Source organism: Sanguibacteroides justesenii (genome assembly GCF_003204205.1).
Taxonomy (GTDB): domain Bacteria; phylum Bacteroidota; class Bacteroidia; order Bacteroidales; family Marinifilaceae; genus Gabonibacter; species Gabonibacter massiliensis.
Genome location: NZ_QJPL01000002.1, coordinates 466,527 through 488,475, shown reverse-complemented (window position 1 = coordinate 488,475; position 21,949 = coordinate 466,527). Strand labels below are relative to the sequence as shown.

Annotated in this window: 16 protein-coding genes and 1 riboswitch; of the genes, 14 read left to right on the top strand and 2 right to left on the bottom strand. The window is 44.5% G+C overall.

Going from position 1 to position 21,949, the window contains the following annotated elements:
• Window positions 1-39: 39 nt before the first annotated feature.
• The 7 genes from DMB45_RS05050 (at window position 40) to DMB45_RS05020 (ending at window position 9,009) form a co-directional block, all read left to right on the top strand.
• Window positions 40-558: a histidine phosphatase family protein gene (locus DMB45_RS05050; protein ID WP_110688518.1), complete on the top strand. Its 519-nt coding sequence runs from the start codon at window positions 40-42 to the stop codon at window positions 556-558.
• A 27-nt stretch (window positions 559-585) separates the two neighbouring features.
• The gene (locus DMB45_RS05045) at window positions 586-1,155 is read left to right on the top strand and encodes a cob(I)yrinic acid a,c-diamide adenosyltransferase (protein WP_041503542.1); all 570 of its coding nucleotides are present in this window, start codon (window positions 586-588) and stop codon (window positions 1,153-1,155) included.
• Between the two features lie 106 nt (window positions 1,156-1,261).
• The gene (locus DMB45_RS05040; protein WP_041503541.1) at window positions 1,262-2,743 is read left to right on the top strand and encodes a cobyric acid synthase; all 1,482 of its coding nucleotides are present in this window, start codon (window positions 1,262-1,264) and stop codon (window positions 2,741-2,743) included.
• Window positions 2,740-3,807 (top strand): pyridoxal phosphate-dependent aminotransferase, encoded by a 1,068-nt coding sequence (locus DMB45_RS05035; RefSeq protein WP_052634625.1) that lies wholly within the window; start codon window positions 2,740-2,742, stop codon window positions 3,805-3,807. Before DMB45_RS05040 ends, DMB45_RS05035 begins: the two co-directional genes overlap by 4 nt.
• An 11-nt stretch (window positions 3,808-3,818) precedes the next feature.
• The gene (cbiB, locus tag DMB45_RS05030) at window positions 3,819-4,763 is read left to right on the top strand and encodes an adenosylcobinamide-phosphate synthase CbiB (RefSeq protein WP_110688517.1); all 945 of its coding nucleotides are present in this window, start codon (window positions 3,819-3,821) and stop codon (window positions 4,761-4,763) included.
• A gap of 182 nt (window positions 4,764-4,945) precedes the next feature.
• On the top strand, window positions 4,946-8,218 hold the full coding sequence (locus tag DMB45_RS05025; RefSeq protein ID WP_237143279.1) for a hypothetical protein: 3,273 nt from the start codon (window positions 4,946-4,948) through the stop codon (window positions 8,216-8,218).
• 335 nt (window positions 8,219-8,553) lie between these two features.
• Window positions 8,554-9,009 (top strand): hypothetical protein, encoded by a 456-nt coding sequence (locus DMB45_RS05020; RefSeq protein ID WP_110688516.1) that lies wholly within the window; start codon window positions 8,554-8,556, stop codon window positions 9,007-9,009.
• A gap of 69 nt (window positions 9,010-9,078) precedes the next feature.
• Here the strand turns inward: DMB45_RS05020 and DMB45_RS05015 are convergent, their stop codons facing one another.
• Window positions 9,079-10,383, bottom strand: a complete 1,305-nt coding sequence (locus tag DMB45_RS05015) for a cobyrinate a,c-diamide synthase (protein ID WP_059027114.1) — start codon at window positions 10,381-10,383, stop codon at window positions 9,079-9,081.
• A 204-nt stretch (window positions 10,384-10,587) separates the two neighbouring features.
• Window positions 10,588-10,797: riboswitch (cobalamin riboswitch) on the top strand.
• Between the two features lie 53 nt (window positions 10,798-10,850).
• Here DMB45_RS05015 and DMB45_RS05010 point away from each other — a divergent pair.
• Window positions 10,851-13,091, top strand: coding sequence for a TonB-dependent receptor (locus tag DMB45_RS05010; protein ID WP_059027111.1), 2,241 nt, complete (start codon window positions 10,851-10,853; stop codon window positions 13,089-13,091).
• 83 nt (window positions 13,092-13,174) lie between these two features.
• On the top strand, window positions 13,175-14,101 hold the full coding sequence (locus DMB45_RS05005; protein WP_041505177.1) for a sirohydrochlorin cobaltochelatase: 927 nt from the start codon (window positions 13,175-13,177) through the stop codon (window positions 14,099-14,101).
• Window positions 14,102-14,162: 61 nt separating this feature from the next.
• Here DMB45_RS05005 and DMB45_RS05000 read toward each other — a convergent pair whose 3' ends face one another.
• Entirely contained in the window at window positions 14,163-14,384 is a 222-nt protein-coding gene (locus DMB45_RS05000; RefSeq protein ID WP_041503440.1) for a hypothetical protein, read from the bottom strand.
• A gap of 205 nt (window positions 14,385-14,589) precedes the next feature.
• Between DMB45_RS05000 and cobJ the strand changes: the two genes are divergently transcribed.
• From cobJ to DMB45_RS04975, 5 genes are all read left to right on the top strand, one after another.
• Window positions 14,590-15,999, top strand: coding sequence for a precorrin-3B C(17)-methyltransferase (gene cobJ, locus DMB45_RS04995; protein ID WP_041505179.1), 1,410 nt, complete (start codon window positions 14,590-14,592; stop codon window positions 15,997-15,999).
• Between the two features lie 53 nt (window positions 16,000-16,052).
• On the top strand, window positions 16,053-17,237 hold the full coding sequence (gene cbiE, locus DMB45_RS04990) for a precorrin-6y C5,15-methyltransferase (decarboxylating) subunit CbiE (protein WP_110688515.1): 1,185 nt from the start codon (window positions 16,053-16,055) through the stop codon (window positions 17,235-17,237).
• 4 nt (window positions 17,238-17,241) lie between these two features.
• Window positions 17,242-19,053, top strand: coding sequence for a precorrin-4 C(11)-methyltransferase (gene cobM, locus DMB45_RS04985; protein WP_041503437.1), 1,812 nt, complete (start codon window positions 17,242-17,244; stop codon window positions 19,051-19,053).
• Between the two features lie 72 nt (window positions 19,054-19,125).
• Window positions 19,126-20,910: a cobalt-precorrin-5B (C(1))-methyltransferase CbiD gene (gene cbiD, locus DMB45_RS04980; RefSeq protein ID WP_041503436.1), complete on the top strand. Its 1,785-nt coding sequence runs from the start codon at window positions 19,126-19,128 to the stop codon at window positions 20,908-20,910.
• 131 nt (window positions 20,911-21,041) lie between these two features.
• Window positions 21,042-21,926, top strand: a complete 885-nt coding sequence (locus DMB45_RS04975) for a DMT family transporter (protein WP_041503435.1) — start codon at window positions 21,042-21,044, stop codon at window positions 21,924-21,926.
• Window positions 21,927-21,949: the final 23 nt, after the last annotated feature.

Below are 21,949 nucleotides of genomic sequence, written 5' to 3'. Positions count from 1 at the left end.
TTTATTACCTTCGCGGGAAAGAATCAAAGAAGAGATGCCATGATAGAACTCACTCTTACCCGTCATGGGGAAACGTTAGAAAATCAACAACATATTTTGCAAGGGCAACTCCCGGGCACCCTCTCCCCGTTAGGTATTGAACAAGCAAGAAAGTTAGCCGAGAAATTAAAAAATGAAAGAGTGGATGCCGTCGTATGCAGTGATCTGGCCAGAAGCTGGGAGACGGCCGAAGTAATCGCTTCATTTCACGAATTGGAGCCTGAAGCGACCCCCCTGCTCCGGGAAATGGACTGGGGCGTATACACGGGACAACAATTGGACGATGTAAATTGGAGCGATTTACCGGATAGTGTCGAATCGGTAGATGAACTGTTCAACCGGGCTGCCGCTTTCATTCGGTATTTAAAGACATATCACGAGGGAAAACGAATCGTCGCCGTAGGCCACGGAGCCTTTAACCGAGCCATCGCCACTTACCTGCAAGGAAAAAAAGCCATGGAGATGACCGAATTACCAATTATGGAAAATACGGCCTGCATTTTATTTCAGATTTTATAAACAAACATTCCATCGACACTTACAGACATGAAAATATACACCAAAGGAGGAGATAAAGGAACAACAGGAATACACGGGGGAAAACGGGTCGACAAGGACGATCCTCGCATCGAGGCCAACGGAACCCTGGACGAATTGAACTCTTGTATCGGACTTATCCGGGCCCAAATCGGAGAAAGGCACGAGTGGCAGGAGATGCTCCATTTCATTCAAAAATCCCTCATGACCGTTATGTCCCACGTGGCAACTCCTACCGCCTTACGTCCCCAAAATCCGAATCCGCTTCCCGAAGATTTAGATATTTGCTGCGAGCAAGAAATAGACCGATGGCAATCCGCCATCCGTCATCCCTCCTCACATTTTATTCTCCCAGGAGGAACACTCGTTTCCGCTCAATGTCATATGGCTCGCACCATCGCCCGACGAGCCGAAAGACGCTTATGGACATTAAACAAAGAAGAGGAGGTCACTCCGGTTATTCTTCGGTTTATCAATCGCTTATCGGATCTCTTTTTCACGCTGGCCCGCTATGAAATGGATTTACAAGGGACGGAAGAAGAACGTTGGCAATCTTTTCTATACAAGAAAAAATCTTAAACGACAATATTTGAAAAATTCATCTTACAAACTACCAAAATAAATTTGCACCGCGCTATATTTGCATCGTGTTAAGCTGGCAAGTGAAATTTAAAATTTTCTATTTATGCGGTTAAAACCCATCATGTTCGTCGGGACTTGCTCCGATGCTGGAAAAAGTATCGTGAATGCCGCTTTTTGCCGCATTTTTAAACAAGACGGTTATTATCCGGCCCCGTTTAAAGCTCAAAACATGTCTCTCAATTCCTATTCCACTCCGGACGGATTGGAGATCGGACGTGCTCAAGCCGTACAAGCGGAAGCCTGCATGATTCCACCGCAGAGTGATATGAATCCCGTGTTGCTAAAACCGACGAACGAACAAAGTTCACAGGTCGTCTTAAATGGAAAGCCGATCGGTAATATGACGGCCAAAGAGTATTTTCTGGCGAACAACAAAGCGGAACTGTTTAATCAGGCCTATGCGGCTTACCAACGCCTCTCCCGGCGATACAACCCTATCGTGTTAGAAGGAGCGGGAAGCATATCCGAACTGAATCTGAAGAACAGGGATATTACCAATATGCGCATGGCTGTCCGCACGGGAGCCGCAACTTATCTCGTGGCCGACATAGACCGGGGGGGGGTATTCGCTTCGGTATACGGCTCTATCGCCTTACTCGACGAAGAGGAAAAGCGTCAGATTAAAGGCATTATCATAAACAAATTCAGGGGAGATGTCTCTCTTTTCGATGAAGGAAGAAAAATCATCCGCGATTTGACCCGTATTCCCGTGGTAGGAGTCATTCCCTATTTCCGGGATATCCATATAGAAGATGAAGATTCAGTGGCACTCGAGAATAAAAATGACCGGGCAACGAAAGGAAAAATCAACGTGGCGATCATCCTCTTGAAACGCCTATCCAACTTTACGGATTTCAACATACTGGAACAAGATCCCAGATTTCATGCCTATTACACGAACAATACCCGGGAAATCGAAAAGGCCGATATCATTATCCTGCCGGGTTCTAAAAACACCATAGCCGACTTACAGGATATCCGTTCGAACGGAATTGCCGATGCCATACTTCAAGCCCACAAATCGGGGAAGAAAATCATCGGAATATGCGGAGGGTATCAAATGTTAGGATCCAGAATAGAAGACCCATTCCATATCGAAGGAGAGATCGACGCGATTCCCGGATTAAGTATTTTTCCGACAGTCACCGTGTTGGAGCCGGAAAAGATCACCCGCCAATGCAGGTTTCGATTCAAAGGACTCGAAAATACCTGCGAAGGCTACGAGATTCATATGGGAGGGACGACTCTTTTGAACGATTCTCCGGCATCACCTTTAAATAGATTGAGCGACGGGCGAGAAGACGGATACCTTCTCAATGATAAATGTTGGGGCACCTACCTACACGGTATATTAGACAACAGTATCGTTCTAAATGAGTTGGCGGAAGGATTGACCCCGATGGCTCCATCCGAATTCGATTATGCCGCCTACAAAAACAGGCAATACGATTTACTGGCCGATCACGTGAGGGCTGCCGTAGACTTAGCCTATATCTATTCCACTTTAAAAACAGATGAACGATGATACACGGACACGGAGATGATATATACAAGGCCGCCGGAGAGATAAAAGCGAACTTTTCCACGAATGTCTGGTACGAAACAGATATCAACCTATTGCAATCGGTTATCCTGCAACAAATGGACAAGATCCTCCATTATCCGGAACCCGATGCGGGATCTTTTGTGGAAATAGTCGCCCGGCATTATGGAATCTCCTCCGAGAATGTAATTGCAGGTAACGGGGCAACCGAGCTCTTCTACCTCATCGCTCATGCTTTTACGGGAGCCAATACCTGTTTGCCGATCCCCTCTTTTACAGAATACGAAGACGCCTGTTCGTTATATAAACATCGACTCGCTTTTATCCCTTTTTCCGAACGGGAATGTACTCCGGAAGAAATAGGAAAAATTTGTCCCGAACCGGAACTCATGTTTATCTGTAATCCGAATAATCCGGACGGACGAGTATGGGAACTTGACCAGATTCGGAATTTACTCCGACATCACCCCCGAATGACACTTGTTGTGGATGAATCCTTTATTGATTTCGCCCCTTCTGCTTATCCGGCAGAAGGGCTGCTGGAACAATTTCCGAATCTATTAGTAATCCACTCCATGACCAAGAATTTTGCCATTCCGGGACTCCGGTTAGGCTACCTGTTAGGAAACGAGCAACTGATCTCCCGGATTAAAAAGTTCAAACAACCCTGGAGTATAAACGCTCTTGCCATTGAAGTCGGAAAATACCTCTTGACACATGGAGAGGACCTACTTCCCGATACACAACATCTGTTACGCAGAAAGCAAACATTCGTGACAGCCCTGCAAAAGATTCCGGGATTCCGTCCCCAACCCTCCGAAACCTCCTTCTTTTTAGTCGAGACTGACTGGAATTCAACGGTTCTAAAACATATCCTCCTTGAAAGATACGGACTTCTGATTCGGGATGCCTCCAATTTCCGGGGACTAAACAACCGCTATTTCCGGGTAAATACCCTGACCGATTTTAAAAACGGCCTGCTGATAGAGGCATTACAAGAACTTGGGGCCAACGAAGGTTCTCCTGCCAAAACGAAACCGTATTAAATCTTCCGACCATGTCCCTTCTACCTGTTTTGCTCCCTTTAATCTCCGGTTACATCCTGGACCTGCTTTTCGGAGATCCTCGCAAACTTCCTCACCCCGTCGTGGCTTTCGGGAACTTAATCAACTGGTGCGAACGTCATTTGAATCAAGGAAATTATCGAAAAACCAAGGGATGTTTAGTAGCTCTGCTCCTACCGCTTTTCATATGGGGGATCGGTATGGGAATTTCAATCCTAACCTGGAAAATTTCACCTGTCTTCTATTATATCGTCGCTTCCGCTTTCGTCTTCTACGGATTAGCCAACCACAGTTTGATCCAAGAAGGAAGAGAGGTCATAGATACGTTGGAAAAAAAAGGAGTAGAAGCCGGACGCAAGCGTCTGTCCTGGATCGTGGGACGAGATACCTCTCAACTTCCCCCGAAAAAAATATACACGGCGGTTTTGGAAACCATGGCCGAAAATTTAAGCGACGGCGTCGTTGCCCCGCTTTTCTTTTACGCGCTCGGCGGATTTCCCGCTATGATGGCTTATAAAATGATCAATACCCTCGACTCTATGGTCGGTTACAAAGATCCCAAATACAAAGATTTCGGATGTTGTTCGGCTCGCGTTGATGATATTTTCAATTATATCCCTGCCCGGATAACAGCCCTGTTTATTGCCATCGTCGGTTATCGGAAAGGAATCTTCAATTTTATCCGGCAATACGCTCGGCAGCACGCCAGCCCTAATTCCGGCTACCCGGAATCCGCAATGGCCGGAAGTTTGGATTGCCGATTCGGGGGACCCAACATCTACCACGGTATACTTGTCGATAAGCCATATATCGGGACCAACGATCGGGAACTCTCCCGCGCGGACTTTCGTCGTGCCGCCCGCATCAACCAAATGGTTTGTTTACTTACGCTCCTGATAATCTCTATTTTCTACACTATATTCGCTTATAACGCGTAATTCTCGATCAGAAATACGACAAAAGCCTTTTCGCTTCTGTTTTTTTCGACATTTAATCCGTTCCGAATCTTATACTCGAACAATCTTTCCTTATTTTAACAATACTATGTATTACATAATAGTTTTTTTATTTATATCTTTGGGACGTACTAAAAATAAATCACAAAAAAACAAAACCTGCAATGATGGAAAAAACAACTCTAAAAGCTGCCATAACTTATGAGAGCAAGTTAGTAAAAAGAAACTGGTTATTTTATCTCTTTATTTTCGGGGTATTCATATATACTTTAGGCTTACCTTTATTGGATACTTACCAATACGAATACATCAATTGGAGAAAATTTGTATTTGCATCCTCCTTTTCTTTATTCGGGATTCACTTTTTAAACTTGTTCCAATCGATAATTGTCGCTTTTATCGTCTGCGATATCCATAGGAAACGGAAAAAAGCCGAAACCCGGGAAGTGCTTTCAGCACGGCCCATCGGTAACGGCCGATCTTTTCTCGGAGAAATTTTGGGTATTCTTATCCCGTTCTTCGCGATAGATGTCATCTTTGTAATTAGCTTAATGTCTACGGGAATATTAATACCGGATTCTCCCGTTAACTTGTGGGTAAATCTTTTTTATCTACTCACTTACGTGTTGCCCACGCTTGTTTTTATTACCGGGTTATCCGTATTGGTAAACAGGTTAGTTAAACACCCTTTCGTCAGCTGGCTTATCCTGATCGTTTTTCTCTACTTAGCGTACACCTACCTGACGACGCCTCTTCACGGGATATTCGATTTCCGGGGAAGTTCGCTGCCGAACTCTTTTTCCACCTTAGTCGGGTTCATGCACATGGAGAATTACCTGCTCCAGCGAGGTGCGATCCTGTTATTGGGTATAAGCCTGCTCTACTTCGCCGTACCCTTCACGAAAAGACAACCCGGTACTCCCGGTAAAAAACGTTATTTAACCATTCCCGCTTTCCTGTGTTTCGTACTGGCCGTGGGGCTCGGCGTTATATACGTTACCAACTTTCAAAGCCGTTTGAAAAACAGGATCGGGTATCGCGAAACTTTCTTGAAATACAATGAATATCCCAAGGCTCGTGTAATTGAGCACGATATCACCTATCGACCCGGGGGAGATAAATTCTCGGCAACAAGCCGGATGAAAATCCAAAACCGGAAAAAAACAACAATGGAGCAACTTCTGCTCTTCCTAAACCCGGGATTAAAGATCGACAAGATCGAATCCGGGGGACAAAACCTTCCCTTTCACAGGGACCGGCAGGTGATCGTCATCAAGCGTCCCCTGGCTCCCGGGGAAAATATCGAGATAGAGATCACGTACGGGGGAACGATCGACGAGGATATTTATCAGGTAAACATCCCCGACGACAAATTCTTCTCTCCCCGCACCGATCGTGAAGGTGAAAACTATGGTAACCGTACGGCTTTTGTATCGGATAAATACACCTTGCTTCTGCCGCAAGTGATGTGGTACCCGACGGCAGTTCCCCCTGTCTGGTTGCAGGCATCCAAAGAGACTAATTTCACGGATTATACCCTCCATGTCAAAAACCCGGGCGGGATGACCGTTTTATCGCAAGGCAAACCGACGAGAGAGGGCGATAACGTCACGTTCAACAATTTACAAAACCTGACCGGGTTAACCCTCTGTATCGGGAATTACGAGAAAAGGGCGATCACCGTAGATTCCCTTACCGTCGAGTTTTACACTTATCCGGGAAATAGTTTCTATATGAAATATTTCGATGAATGGGAAGCCTTGAAAAAAGATAACCCGGACCGGGAGAAAAATTTAAAAGAGATTTTTTATGAATGTAAAAATGAAATCGAATACAATACTCCCATCCCTTACCCCTTTAAATATTTTAAATTGATCGAGGTTCCTTCCTCCTCCTATTTTTGGACCAACAAAACTTCGTTTAGCGATAACAATTCGTTTAGCGATAACATCCAACCGGAAATGGCTCTTTTCTGGGAACGTTTATGCAGAGTACAATCAACCCATCCCGGTACTTTTTCCAAAGATCCTAATCAAGACGAAAGCGTAGAGGAATACGTTCTGTACCGCCAAATGCCCGCTTTTCTTAGTAGGATAGGAATAAAAAACATTTTCTCGAATTACAATAGCAGCCTCACGTCCGATTCGTACCAGGGTATAGAATTGATATTCAATAATATGATAAACCCGAGACTATCGGAATCCAAAATAAGTCCGAAAATATTAAATCATTTTGCAGAGAAGGGGTTGAAAGGAATTATCGCGGAAGGATACAGCAGGGAACAAAGTTCGGCCATTTCTTTAAAAGTTTCGCATTTATTAGGCTACCTTGCGACAATCACCACCTGGGACTCCTTAAACCGTTTCATGCATGAATTCAACGAGCGTATCCGTTTTCAAGAAACCGATTTCGACTCGTTCCTCGAGGAATTCGAGCAACGGTTCGGACAGAACATCAAACCTTACATGGACGAGTGGTACACGAGCCACCAGATACCCCTGTTAACGATAAAAGACCTCTCCCTCAAAACGACGGGAAAGACACGGATCATCGATTTCAAGGTGGGCAATATCAGTGAAACGGACGGTATCGTTTCACTCCTTATAACTGATATGTACGGTGCAATAACCGGATACGACCGAAATTACCTGATCAAACCCGGAGAATTTAAACGAATCGTCATTCATGCAAACATCGAACACCGGTTAGAATTGACCACCAACTTTTCGGGCATTTTACCCAATGATAACATTTTATTTTCCCCGGGAGAGTTCCCCTTCTCAGGTCCCGTACCGAAAGAAGGAGTCACGCCGATCGATAGAAATGAATTCTATCCCCCGGGAGAGATCGTCGTCGACAACGAGGACGAGAATTTCCAGTTGATCGATTCGGCAAACAACCGAAAACGATTAGCCGATCTGTTCAGAAACGAGAGCGATCAGGAATACGTCAACCCGCAAAACCTTAAAGCTAACGCTTGGAATCCTATATTAGAAAAAGGAATGTACGGCAATCGTATCCGTAGCGCATTTGTAAAAGAAGTCGGTACCGGCCAATTCAAAGCCGAATGGACTGCCAACCTTCCGGAAGCCGGAAAATACGAAATATTTATCTATCGGCCTCATTATACGACATCAAGAAGAGATATATATACGACCGACTTCCCGGGGATGAAAAATTACTATACCGTCTACACTCCCCAAGGAAAAGAGGAAATAATCTTAGAAGTTCAAGAAGGAAATTTCGATTTGTCAAACCTCTACCTCTTACCGGAAGAAGCCTGGGTATCGCTGGGCAAGTTTAACCTGCCGGCCGGAGAATCCCGTGTTGTGTTGGACGACAGGGGAGTAGATCATCCTTTTACATCAGAGAAATATCGTTATTCATTTATTCAGCTCGTGATTGCCGATGCCGTTAAATGGGTAAAGGAAAAGTAAACGGATCATTGAAACTCCGGTAATGTTATGATTAAGAGATTAGGTGATTACCTCAATCTAATCTCTTAATCATTTTTATATCTACTTATTTTTCATGTACGGGTGCTCGTATCCTGTAATTACAGGAAAAGATTAACTACCGATCGGTGAATTAACCGTTACATATCCCCCAATCGCAGGCCAATAAGTTAATCCCTTGTTCGTTTTTTTATATTTATTCTTAAAAGACGATAATACTTTTCTACCTTTAAAGCATTTTATTATAAGATATAGCGTCTAATCATACTTTTTTTATTTGGAATAGCGAGAATAACGATCCTACAATATCCTATCTTATGAAAACAAGCCCAATTCTAAAAAGCCTCTTATTCGGCATCCTATATTGGGGATTCGTACCTCCTGCCTCTGCCCAGCAAATATCCTATGACCGTATAACCCGAATCGATAGCGTTCACCCGTTAAAAGATTCCATCCGTTCGGAAGAAAACTCACCTCTTCCGTTCTGCATCCGGTTTTCCCAAACGGACAAACAAAAAAAAGAGATTATCCGGATATATATCCAAGAAAAAACGGCCTCGGAATGGAATACGTTCATTTATGAAGAATACTACGATGTCATAAGTATTTTCCGGAAATATTATATCCCGAGAAAAGGAGAATTTCAATTGATTGTCGAATACAAGCTCACAAACGGTAAAATAGAAAATTATACCTCTTCCATAAAGTCATTAAAAAGCATCGAACTCATCCTCGATGGAAAAAAAAGAACGATTAGAGAAAAGAAGTTATAGTCCCTTTTAAGAAAGGATGCCTCTCCTATTCATCGTATTAAAATAAAAAATATAATCCTTTTTCAAAAATCAAATAATCGAATACAAGGACTGAAATGTTTCCTCATCCCAATAAAAATGGATATAGGAAGCCAACACGTGTTTATAATGATAAATCGGCGTGTCCGTTTCCCGCCCTTTAGCACTATATGTTTTTCCAACCGTAGGGATAAACCGATCTCCGGACACTACCCGGGAATAGTGGAATTCATGTCCCCGGAATACCATACCGTCGATCTCTATCCGCCGATATCCCAATTTCAAACCCATCTTCTCCATGGTCGCCCTATGTTTCAAAAGGCCTGCCATAGGGTATACCTTTCCGTCCATACCCGAAATAGAATCACAAAGATACATCATTCCCCCGCATTCGGCAAAGACTTTTCCTCCACTCTCCCCATAATCCCGAATCGAAGCCAACATTTCCCCGTTGGCAGATAATTCGGGCAAATAGTACTCGGGATATCCGCCGGGTAGATAGACAAAATCCGATAACGGCAGCTCCCGGTCCCGCAAAGGACTGAAAAAAGTAACTTCACCCATTCGTTTCAATACCTCCATATTTTCACGGTAAACAAAGTTAAAGGCCTCATCCATGGCAACAGCGATCCTCAATCTTTCGGTTACTCTCCTCTCACTAACAGCAACCGGTTCAAAAGCCCTTCGGGTCAACTCCAATAAACGATCCACATCTACCGTCCGTGTGATAACCTTCGCCACCCGGCCGGCAAATGCATCAAAATCGAAAGTTTCATCAAGAGTTAACCCCAAATGCCGGGAAGGCACCTCAAAATCTTCCTGTTTCGGGAGGTATCCCAAAGCTTCCATACCGACATCCTCGCACGCTTGTTGCAAATAAGAGTAATGCATAGCGGAACTGACAAAATTAAAAACGACCCCCGCAACCTGCAACTTCGGATAAAAATGTTTGAAACCGTACAGGACAGGGGCTACGGAATAAGCCGTCGACCGGGCATTCAACAACAATATCACGGGAATATTCAACAAAGCGGCAATTTCCGCACTACTCCCGTTCATGCCGTCATAACCGTCGAATAGGCCCATTACCCCTTCGGTCACGCATACGTCCGAATGTTCGCCATAACGGGCATATACCTCCCGTACACGCTTTTCAGCAGCCATAAAAACATCCAAATTCACCGATTCTTCCCCCGAGGCAATGGCGTGATACTTCGTATCGATATAATCCGGTCCGCATTTAAAGGGCTGTACGTCCAAGCCTCGATCCTTCAAAGCCCGCAACAAACCGATCGTAAAGGTAGTTTTCCCGCTTCCAGAAGAAGCCGCTCCGATTAAAAACTGTGATTTCCGCATTTGATCCGAATTGAAGGACAAATATAATGATAATTCATGATTGCGGATAAAAAGATTGAGTGATTAAAAAATTTTGAGATAGAACAGCACATAGGGACGGGTGCTACAGGTTATTTTCCTTTCGACCGGATATAGCTCTTTTTTATGCTCCGATTTAACTTGTCATTTTTTTCAAGTATTTTTTTATTTCAAATCAAAAAGTAATACATTTGCACTGTCTTTGGTGTTGTGTTGCATATCTGCTAACACACAAGAGGGAAGCCGGTTGGAATCCGGAACAGTGCCCGCTACTGTGATGCCCGGTCCTTTAAAAGAAGGATCAAAGAACAGATTCTTACACCACTGTCCGATTGCGGACGGGAAGGTATCGTTCTTAGGCGTAGTCAGGAGACCTGCCGAGACATATAGGTAATAACTATTCCCGGGGTCAGGAATAGAATTATAAACAGCTAAAATTAATCATTGTAATGAAAAAGTTTGTTGTGTTAACAGCTTTGCTGTTATCGGTTGTCAGTGTTTCACTCGCCGGCATCACCCTAAAAGGAAAAGTCGTCGATGCCAAAACCCAAAAAGCTCTCGCGGGAGCTAACGTGAGATTGATCGGCACGAATATAGGTATCGCAACGGATAACAAAGGTGAGTTTACCCTGAAAAACATCGCAGAGGGGACATACATCCTCAGAGCCAGTTTTTCCGGTTATGAAACGGAAGACATAAAAGTAAACAGTAGCACAGAAGAGATCGTTTTCAAACTATCCCGGACGCCCGTAAACTTGAATCAGGTCGTTGTCACCGGTACGGGAACTCACCGCAGACTAAAAGACTCTCCCGTACCCGTGGAAGTTTTAAGCGGAACAGAAATAAGAAAAGCCGGAGTCACCTCCTTCGAGGACGCCTTATTATTATTAAATCCCTCTTTCAACATCCGTCCGACCGTCATGGGCTCTTATTTCACGATGAACGGGCTGGAGAACAAACATATTCTAATTTTAGTGGACGGGAAAAAAATGGCGGGAGATGTTTCCGGCAATACGGACTTGTCGCGTATTGATATGAGCCGGGTAAAACGAATCGAAATACTGAAAGGAGCAGCCTCTTCCCTCTATGGTTCGGAAGCCATTGCCGGAGTTATCAATGTCATTACCGAGCAACCCAAAGAACCTATCAGCATCCAATCCAAAACCCGGTTCGGGGGAAAATCCAGTTTCGTCCAAAACGCCAGTTTAGACCTGAACTTCGGTAAATTTACCTCCTCAACCTCTTACCAAAGACGCCAATCGGACGGGTGGAAATTAAGTCCCTACGAAACAAGCGCAGATACGGTCGTTCCTACCAGGAAAGAATCCGTCAACTCCTTTTTTTCCAATATCGTAAGCCAACGTTTCACTTACGAGCCGAACCAGAGGCTATCGCTTTATGCCCAAGGAAGCTATTTTGACCGGGAGGTGAACCGTCCCGTCCAACACAAGAAAAGCGACGGAGGCTACACGTACGATTTGACCTATATGGATTACAATTGCGGTGTAGGAGGAAAATACCTGTTTGATAACAAAGCCTATATTGCTTTAGATTTATACATGGACAACTACGAGTATAACAAGCTTTATACCGTGGCACAGGTGGTCAAAAACGACACGACCTTCCGGGTTGGCGACGAGGAACTGACCAAACGTCAAAAGTACTATAATGCCAATCTGAGAAGCGTATTCCGGGTCGGTGATTTTAACAAATTCACCGTGGGTGCCGAATACGTGGACGACTACATGAAAAATCCCGGCAGCTTGGATGAACCTAAAGAGGTATATACACTCGCCATTTATGCACAGGACGAAATACGTCTATGGGACAAACTTCAGATCCTTCCCGGATTCCGTTACGTTTACCATGAAAATTTCAAAAACAGGTTTACCCCTAAATTAGCCTTGATGTACTCTTTGAAAAAATTCAATTTCAGGGCTGCCTATTCCGCCGGTTTCAAAGCACCGACCTTACAGGAACTCTATTATGATTACGAGAACCGGGGATCCATTACCATCGGAAATCCGGATTTAAAACCGGAAAAATCAAACTATTACAGTTTGAACGTCGAATATGTCGGAAGATTTCTGAATATCTCGGTAAACGGATATATCAATGACATTAAGGATATCATTGACAGTTACGAGTTGGAATTAACGGAAGAGGACAAGGAAAACGGAATCAAAACGAGGAAAATGTATCGCAATTTAGATAAAGCGCGTGCTCAAGGGTTCGATATTTCCGTTAACAGTTATCTCGGATACGGTTTCTCCGCAGGTGGAGCCTATAATTGTGTTTATGCCAAAGACCGAAAAACCGGACACCGGTTGAACGAGGCCGTAAGACACGCGGCCACCTTCCGTGCCGGATGGATGCACGAATGGAACAAATACAGACTGAACGTAAATGTAAACGGAAGAATACAAGGACAAAAATACATCTATTCCGAAACAAAGGATAAAACGACGGGGAAACCCATCTATACGGACAAGAGCGCCCCGAAATATCAATTATGGAATCTGGCAACCACCCACACTTTTGCCCCGGTAGGAAACTTCTTCTTTGAGGTGAATGCCGGAATAGACAATATTTTTGACTGGACGGACGATCGTCCGAACGGGGTGAATTACGCCACGCTCAATCCGGGCAGGACCTTGTTTGCCAGTTTGATTATTCGTTTCACCAAATAACCCATCTCCCCGGAGATGTTTGAAAAACACATCTACCCTTTTTTAGAATTTTCGAACATCCCGGGGATTATCCCTTTCTTGTCATGAAAAACATACTATTTGTCATCTTATTACTACTTTTCCACATAACTCTCTTCGGACACGGAGAAGGTTTTAAAGAATCCGACATCTTTAAAACAGTAGGGCCCAACGATAAAATCGCTCTTCTCGTCGTACATTTCGGGACAACCCATGACGATACCCGGGCCTTGACCATCGATGCCATTAATCAAAAAATGAAAAAAGAGTTTCAGACTATCGAAGTCCGAGAAGCTTATACCTCCCGTATGATTATACGCCGTCTAAAAGAAAAAGGTGTTCGGAAACCAAACCCGACAGAGGCGTTAAACAAATTGGCAACAGAAGGCTATACTCATATCATCATACAGTCGACGAACATTATCGAGGGTGTCGAAATGGAATCATTACGTCGGGATGCGGCTCAACTACAATCCAAATTCAAAGATATCCGTATCGGAAACCCGTTACTCTACTCACCGGAAGACTACCTCAAAGCCATAAAAGCAATCGCCGCAGAATTAAAAGGAAAAACGAAAGGAGAATGCGTATTTGTCTGCCACGGAACCTATCATCCGGGAAACGCCTCTTACGGTATGCTTGATTACATGATGAAAGCAGAAGGACATAAAAATTACCATATCGGAACCATAGAAGGCTATCCGACCTTTGAAAATGTACTGTCCGGCCTTAAATCATCCGGAAGTAAAGAAGTTACCCTTATCCCCTTTATGTTCGTAGCCGGAGATCACGCTAAAAACGATATCGCCAAAGAGTGGAAAGAAAAATTGGAAAAAAACGGATATCGTGTTTCTCTCTTTCTGAAAGGATTAGGTGAACATTCCCGCATTCAGGATATTTTCATCCAACATGCACGTTACGCGGCTACCCACAAAAAAGAAGATATCGTAACCAAGAAAAAGAAATACGAAATATCGGACGATATCGAGTGATGGAAGAATTAAGAGATAGAAGGATTGAAAAGATTGACGATTGTAAATTGTAGATTGTAAATTAAAAAGCAGCAGCCAATCTTAAATTTACAATGAACGGAGGAGAGGGAAGGATAAAACGAGGGAACATAAACAAGGAACGGCGAGTGTTGCGTGCGGTTTCCGGAATGTCCGGACGACGGAATGTCCGAGCGAAGCGAGTCCCGGAGACCAGGGAACGGAAACCGTCTACACGACCGTCGGGAACGTCCCGGTCCCCCGAGGGGTATCCCGAAGAGATCAAAAGATTAAAAAGATGCTGGAATTAAGCAACTTATCGATCGAATGATTAAAAAAGATTGACGATTGTAAAGAAGGCAAGAGCAAAACTCAATCAGAAATCATTTATACCCCATGGGCTTTTAAAACTTTATCGATTTGAAGAACCTTATGGATTCTATGAAAGTGAAATAAAAAAAGTAACTTTGTTCCGGTTAAACAATTCAAATATGAATAACGGAAAAATATACGTAGCGGGTATCGGTCCGGGAAGCGAAGAAGATATTACGCCTGCCGTACGGACAGCCATAGCCGATTCAGACGTTGTTATCGGCTATAAATACTACTTCGGATTCATTCAGGAAATTATCGGCAGTCACGCAAAATGTGTCGACACGGGAATGAAAAAAGAACAAGATCGGGCAGCAGAAGCTTTCCGGCAAGCTCAAAACGGGAAAACAGTTTGTGTGATCAGCTCGGGGGATGCCGGCATATACGGTATGGCTCCCCTTATTTTGGAAATGAAAAAAGAGTTAAACAGCGACATCGAAATTGAGATTCTTCCCGGCATCAGTGCCTTTCAAAAGGGAGCAGCTCTTTTGGGTGCACCGATCGGACACGACTTCTGCATCATCTCCCTTTCCGATTTAATGACCCCTTGGGAAAAAATCGAAAAACGAATAGCAGCAGCTGCTGCTGCCGATTTCGTCACAGCCATATATAATCCGAAAAGTGAAGGCCGTTACTGGCAACTTCATCGTTTAAAGGAGATCTTTTTAGAGTATCGCCAACCGGAAAACCCGGTCGGGTTTGTCCGTCAAGCAGGCAGAACGGAACAAAAGACAAAAATAACTACCCTTACCGATTTCGACCCGGAAGAGGTCGACATGTTTACCATCGTAATTATCGGTAATTCTCAATCCTACGCGTGGGACAATCACATCATCACTCCCCGCGGCTACTATCGGGATCAAGAATCCGACACCGAGATGAAAATAGGGCAAGAAATTATGATTCAAAGTTTCCGTACCATAGCCTCGGAATTAAAGAACAAGGATATACCTTTGGATCGGAAATGGGCATTATTACACACGATCCATACCACAGCCGATTTCGATATGGAAAATATCTTTTACTCCGATCCCTTAGCCGTGGAGAAATTGTACCAAGATTTCAAGGAGAGAAAGATCCGGACAATCATTACGGATGTTACGATGGCCGCATCGGGTATCCGAAAAGGAGCTCTCGAACGTTTAGGTGTATCCGTAAAATGTTATTTGCATGACGAACGAACCGCTGAAATGGCTAACCAGCTGAATATCACCAGGACACAAGCCGGAATCCGGTTGGCAGCAGAAGAACATCCTGAAGCTTTGTACGTTTTCGGGAACGCCCCCACCGCCCTGATGGAACTCTGTTCGTTAATCCGCAAAGGGAAAGCACGTCCCGCAGGAGTTATCGGAGCACCCGTTGGATTCGTCAATGTACGGGAATCCAAGCATATGCTTAAATCATTCACCCGTATACCCAAGATTATCATAGAAGGACGTAAGGGAGGAAGTAATCTTGCTGCTACAATTGTCAATGCTATCCTTTGCTTCGACGATGCGTCGCAATTACGTCCCGGAAGAGATTTATAATTTCAGATACCCTATTTGCGTTCCGTGTGTATTTCATTTTTAATTTTATTCTTATGGAATTTATTGTAATCGGATTGGACGACAACAAAGAACCGGATTTTAATAAGCATATCCGTTCGCTCATCAGTAGTCATTCTGTTTTTTCCGGAGGGAAACGACATCATGAACTCGTTAAGAAGTTGCTTCCGCCCGATTACACTTGGATAGATATAACCGTTCCCTTGGACAACGTATTCCGACAATACGCCTTATGGGGGGAAATCGTTGTTTTTGCTTCCGGTGATCCTCTTTTTTTCGGGTTTGCAACTACGATCCAGAAACGATTGCCTCAGGCAAAGATCATACTACACCCCTGTTTCAATTCGTTACAAACCCTGTCACACCGCCTGCTTCTGCCTTACCACGACATGCATACGGTCTCTCTTACAGGGCGCCCATGGCATGAATTCGACAAAACATTGATTGAAGGAGGGAAAAAGATAGGTATTCTGACCGACCGTGAAAAAACGCCCCCTGCCATTGCCCAACGAATGCTTGAATTCGGATACGACAACTACCAAATGACCGTCGGTGAATTACTGGGAAACACAGAAGAAAGAATACGGAGGTTCTCCTTGCCGGAAGTCTGCAAACAAGAATTTCAATTCCCCAATTGCATTATCCTCGAACAAACTTATCCCCGAGAGCGACCTTTCGGCCTCCCGGAAGAGGATTTCCATCTGCTGAACGGAAGAAGCAAGATGATCACGAAAATGCCGGTTCGCTTACTATCTTTAAGCATGTTAGATCTCCGATCCCGGCAACATTTATGGGATATCGGATTTTGTACCGGTTCCGTATCCATCGAAGCTAAACTACAATTTCCCCATCTTCATATTACCGCTTTCGAACAACGACCGGAAGGAGAAGAACTGATGTACGCCAACTGCCAAAAGTTCGGTACCCCGGGAATCGATACCATCGCAGAAGATTTTACCACGGCAGACCTGACAGGCATCCCTTATCCCGATGCCGTTTTTATCGGCGGACACGGGGGAAAAATGAAGGAGATCTTACATATCCTAAGCGAAAAGATCGTTTCGGGAGGCCCTGTCGTATTCAATTCCGTCTCGGAAGAGAGCAATCGATTATTTACCGTTACGGCGGAACAATGCGGCTTTACGATCACCAAACGACACCGTATAACCGTCGATCAACATAACCCGATAGAAATTATTCAAGCGACAAAAAACAGTTAATCATATGAATTCGATAGCCATCATCATAGCCTCGGATCAGGGAGCCGAAACGGCTCGGATCATCCGCCGGGAGATGCCAAACAGCGAAATATTTTCATCGATAGAACGAGAAGGATGCACTCCTATCGACTCCATCGCCGCATTTACCGCAGTTCATTTCCATGATTTCGACGCTCTCCTGTTCATAGGAGCTTTAGGTATATGTGTTCGGACCATAGCCCCCTGTATCCAATCCAAATACAAGGATCCTGCCGTGATCAACATAGACGCCGTAGGGAAACACGTCATCCCGGTTTTGTCAGGACACGTGGGAGGTGCAAACGAATTAGCCAAACGCATAGCGGGAATTATCGGCGGAGAGGCCATTATTACCACGCAGAGCGATAATACAAACCTATGGGCTCTCGATACCCTCGACCGCCAATTCGGATGGAAAGCGGAAAAAACACACCCGATGAACGAGATCATCGCCGCCTTTGTAAACAAACGCCCGACGGCCCTGTTGTTGGATATTAGAGACAAAGGCACAAACTATTTGGAACATACCTGTCCTGAACATGTAGAACTATTCTATCGATTTGAAGACGTTCCTCAAGAACGCTTTCACTTGTTGATCGCCGTCACTCCCCGCATTTACAATTTTTCCATACCGACCCTTATCTTCCGCCCCCCTGTCCTCCACATGGGAATAGGCTGTAAAAGGAACGCTCACCCGGAAGGAGCGTGGGAATGGATAAAAAAAGATATGACAACCAAAGGCTTATCTCCTTTATCTCTAAAAAGCATTTCCACTATCGAACTAAAAAAAGAGGAGCCTCTTATCCGGGAAATCTCCCGACAAACAGAACTTCCTCTTACCGTGTATGCGACAGAAGATCTACAAGGCATAGTGGTTCCCAATCCTTCCGAAAAAGTTTTCGAAGTTACCTCTGTTTACGGAGTGGCAGAAAGTACAGCTTTGAAAAGCGCCCGCAACGAACAGCTACTTATTGAAAAACAAAAAATGTCCCTTCTTGAAGGGAGTCATTTTACATACGCCATAGCATGCGATGCCCTTGCGGAACGTAAAGGTTTCATAGAAATTGTCGGCGCCGGACCCGGGGATCCCGAATTAATTTCCGTAAAAGGAAAGCGCTTCCTCGAACAGGCAGACCTTATTCTGTATGCCGGTAGTCTGGTGCCCGTGGAACTAACCTATTACGCCAAACCAGGAGCAACCGTACGCAGTTCGGCTTCTATGGATTTGGAAGAACAATTCGCAATTATGAAAGAATTTTACGATAAAGGACTCTTTATCGTCAGACTTCACACCGGAGACCCTTGCATTTACGGGGCGATTCAAGAACAAATGGCCTTTTTCGACGAATACGGCATGCACTATCACATTACGCCCGGAATCTCTTCTTTCCTGGCAGCAGCAGCAGCTTTACAATCCCAATTCACCATACCGGAAAAAGTACAGACCATTATCCTTACCCGGGGAGAAGGCCGCACCCCGATGCCGGAAAAAGAGAAACTACACCTGTTGGCCCGGTCACAAAGCACTATGTGTATTTTCCTAAGTGCTTCTATCGCAGAGCAAGTACAGAGCGAGTTGTTGGAACATTATCCGCCCACGACTCCGGTAGCTGCCTGTTACCATCTGACTTGGAAAGACGAACGGATTTACCGGGGAGAATTAAAAGATTTGGCCCGGATCATAAAAGAAAATCACCTGACTCTCACCACAATGATCGTTGTAGGAGAAGCTATCGATAACAGACAGGGACTTTCCAGGCTCTATTCGCACCAATTCAAACACTTATTTCGCAAATAAAATAATTTGATCGTAAATTACAAATTGACAATTGTAAATCAAACATCGTAAGATTCTCGATCCAAAATTACCATGGTTTTAATATTCGGCGGAACGACAGAAGGAAGGGCAGCGGTTCGTACATTGGACGAAGCGGGAAGTTCTTATTACTATTCCACCCGAGGTAAAACCCAACAGTTGGAATGTAAGCACGGTACCCGAATCAACGGAGAGATGGACCGGAAATCCATTCAAGACTTCTGCATTTCCCATGATATTCGCCTTATCGTGGATGCCGCCCACCCTTTTGCCGAAAATTTACACGCGAATATCGCCCTTATATCCGAAGAGTTGGAAATTCCCGTTATCCGTTTCGAACGCCGTTATCCCGAACACGATCCTTCGTTTATCTGGTGCGACTCTTTCGATGAAGCCATCCGATACCTAAAGCGACACTCTATCCGGAATTTACTGGCCCTAACAGGCGTCCAAACGATCCATAAGTTACATCCTTACTGGTCGCAATATCCTTGTTGGTTCAGAATACTTAACCGGGAAGACTCTTTACAACTTGCCAATAAAGAAAATTTTCCCCGTGAAAAATTACTTTTTTGGCAAGAGGGAGAAGATGAAACCGCTCTTTTGGAAAAAATACGACCGGAAGCCATCCTCACGAAAGAGAGCGGAGAGTCGGGTTTTTTCCGTGAAAAAACAGAAGCGGCCAAAGCTCTGCATATCCCGCTACTCGTCATTAAACGTCCTCCATTACCGGATTCTTTTTATACCGTCAACGGAGAACACGGACTTCGTTACCGGGTGGAACGTCTTTTACCCGGATTTTACCCGTTACGCAGCGGTTTCACGACGGGAACCTGCGCCACGGCTGCAACCAAAGCCGCCTTGCAAGGACTTCTTACCGGAACAGTTCCAACAGAAGCAACAATAACTCTGCCCAACGGGGAAGAAGTGACTCTACCCGTTGAACAAGGTTTTTTGAATGAAGACTCCTGCAAATGCTGCGTTACCAAAGATGCGGGAGATGACCCGGACGTAACCCACGGACGCCTGATCTGTTCCGAAATCAGGTTCAACTCTTCTCCGGAAATCCGATTTCTGCCCGGGGAAGGGGTAGGAACCGTGACCCTGCCCGGCTTAGGAATCCCCGTGGGAGATCCGGCAATTAACGCCACACCCCGAGCTATGATGATTCGAGAGGTAGAACGTATGATTCATCAACACAAAGTCGATCAGGGAGTTGACATCCGAATTTCCGTACCCGAGGGAAGTATTTTAGCACAAAAAACATTTAACCCGAAATTGGGGATTACCGGAGGAATTTCCATCATCGGCACTTCCGGAATCGTACGTCCTTTCTCCACGGAAGCATTTATCAATTCCATCCGTAAAGAAATTCAAGTCGCCAAAGCCCTCGGTTGTAAACATATCGTCATCAATTCCGGGGCCAAAAGCGAAAACAGGTTGCGGGAACGCTTCCCCGATCTTCCCCCCCAAGCATTTATCCATTACGGGAATTTCATCGGTGAAACGTTAAAGATGGCGGAAACAGAAGGCATTGAAAAAATCACCATGGGCATTATGATCGGTAAAGCAATTAAATTAGCGGAGGGACATTTAGACACGCATAGTAAAAAAGTAGTCATGAACAAAGAGTTCATCCGTCAAATTGCCAAAGAAGTAAAAAGTCCTTCTGCTTTAATCCATTCGATTGCAGATATTACCTTAGCCCGGGAATTATGGACATTATTTGCTGATTCCCCTGCCTTCTTCGAAAAACTCATCGAATATTGTTATAAATACTGTCTCCCTCAGCTCTGCTCTTCCGAATTGGAAATCATTCTTATACAAGAAAACAATTGACAAGGCTATCATTCTTCGATTGAAATATCCGGAGATGTACAATTTAAAATCACTGATTATTCCCCATCTTTTTTACCCGAAACAACAACATATAAAACAGGTTTAGTATTTTTGCGCCGAATTTTTGAGATATGAGTAGGATAAAAGGGATTATATACGCAATCGTGGCCTCCTCAACATTCGGGCTGGCCCCATTTTTCACCCTGACACTTTTAGCTGCCGGATATTCATCATTTGAGGTATTATCTTATCGCTGGGGAGTAGCCTCTCTTTGTTTAATCCTATTCGGATTATCTCTTAAGTGTAATTTTTGCATAAGTAAAAAGGATTTGGGTATCGTTTTTTTATTGAGCCTGTTCCGGGCTGCGACCTCTTTTAGTTTAGTTATTGCCTATCAAAACATATCGAGCGGAGTCGCATCCACGATCCACTTCATGTACCCGTTAGCCGTTGCTATGGTCATGATGTTTTTTTTCCGCGAAAGAAAATCAGGTTGGATCCTTTCAGCTATTTGCATGTCTATCGTCGGAGCCGTCATGCTCTCTCTCGGTAATATCAATCACAACGAAGGAGATGCGACTCTCGGAATTATATCCGCCTGCATCTCTATCTTCTCTTACGGAGGATATATCGTCGGCGTGAGAAAAAGTCGTGCCGTACAGATCGATTCGATCGTTCTTACGTGCTATGTAATGGCTTTCGGAGCCCTAATGTTTATCATTTGCGGCAGTTTCACGGGAGGAGTTCGGTTAGAGACCGACGGAAATCTCTGGCTTTACATCCTGGGTCTGGCATTGCCGGCAACCGCCATATCCAACATGACATTGGTTAAAGCCATCAAACACATCGGCCCAACCCTTACTTCCATATTCGGAGCCATGGAACCCTTAACGGCCGTAGTCATAGGGATATGGGTATTTCACGAGTGGTTCACCGTTCAGGGAGCCCTCGGAATCCTGTTAATCATCGTGGCTGTAAGTATCGTCGTCTTACAGGAAAAACGAAAAGTCAGTTAACCCAATCCAAAAATTGCCGACGA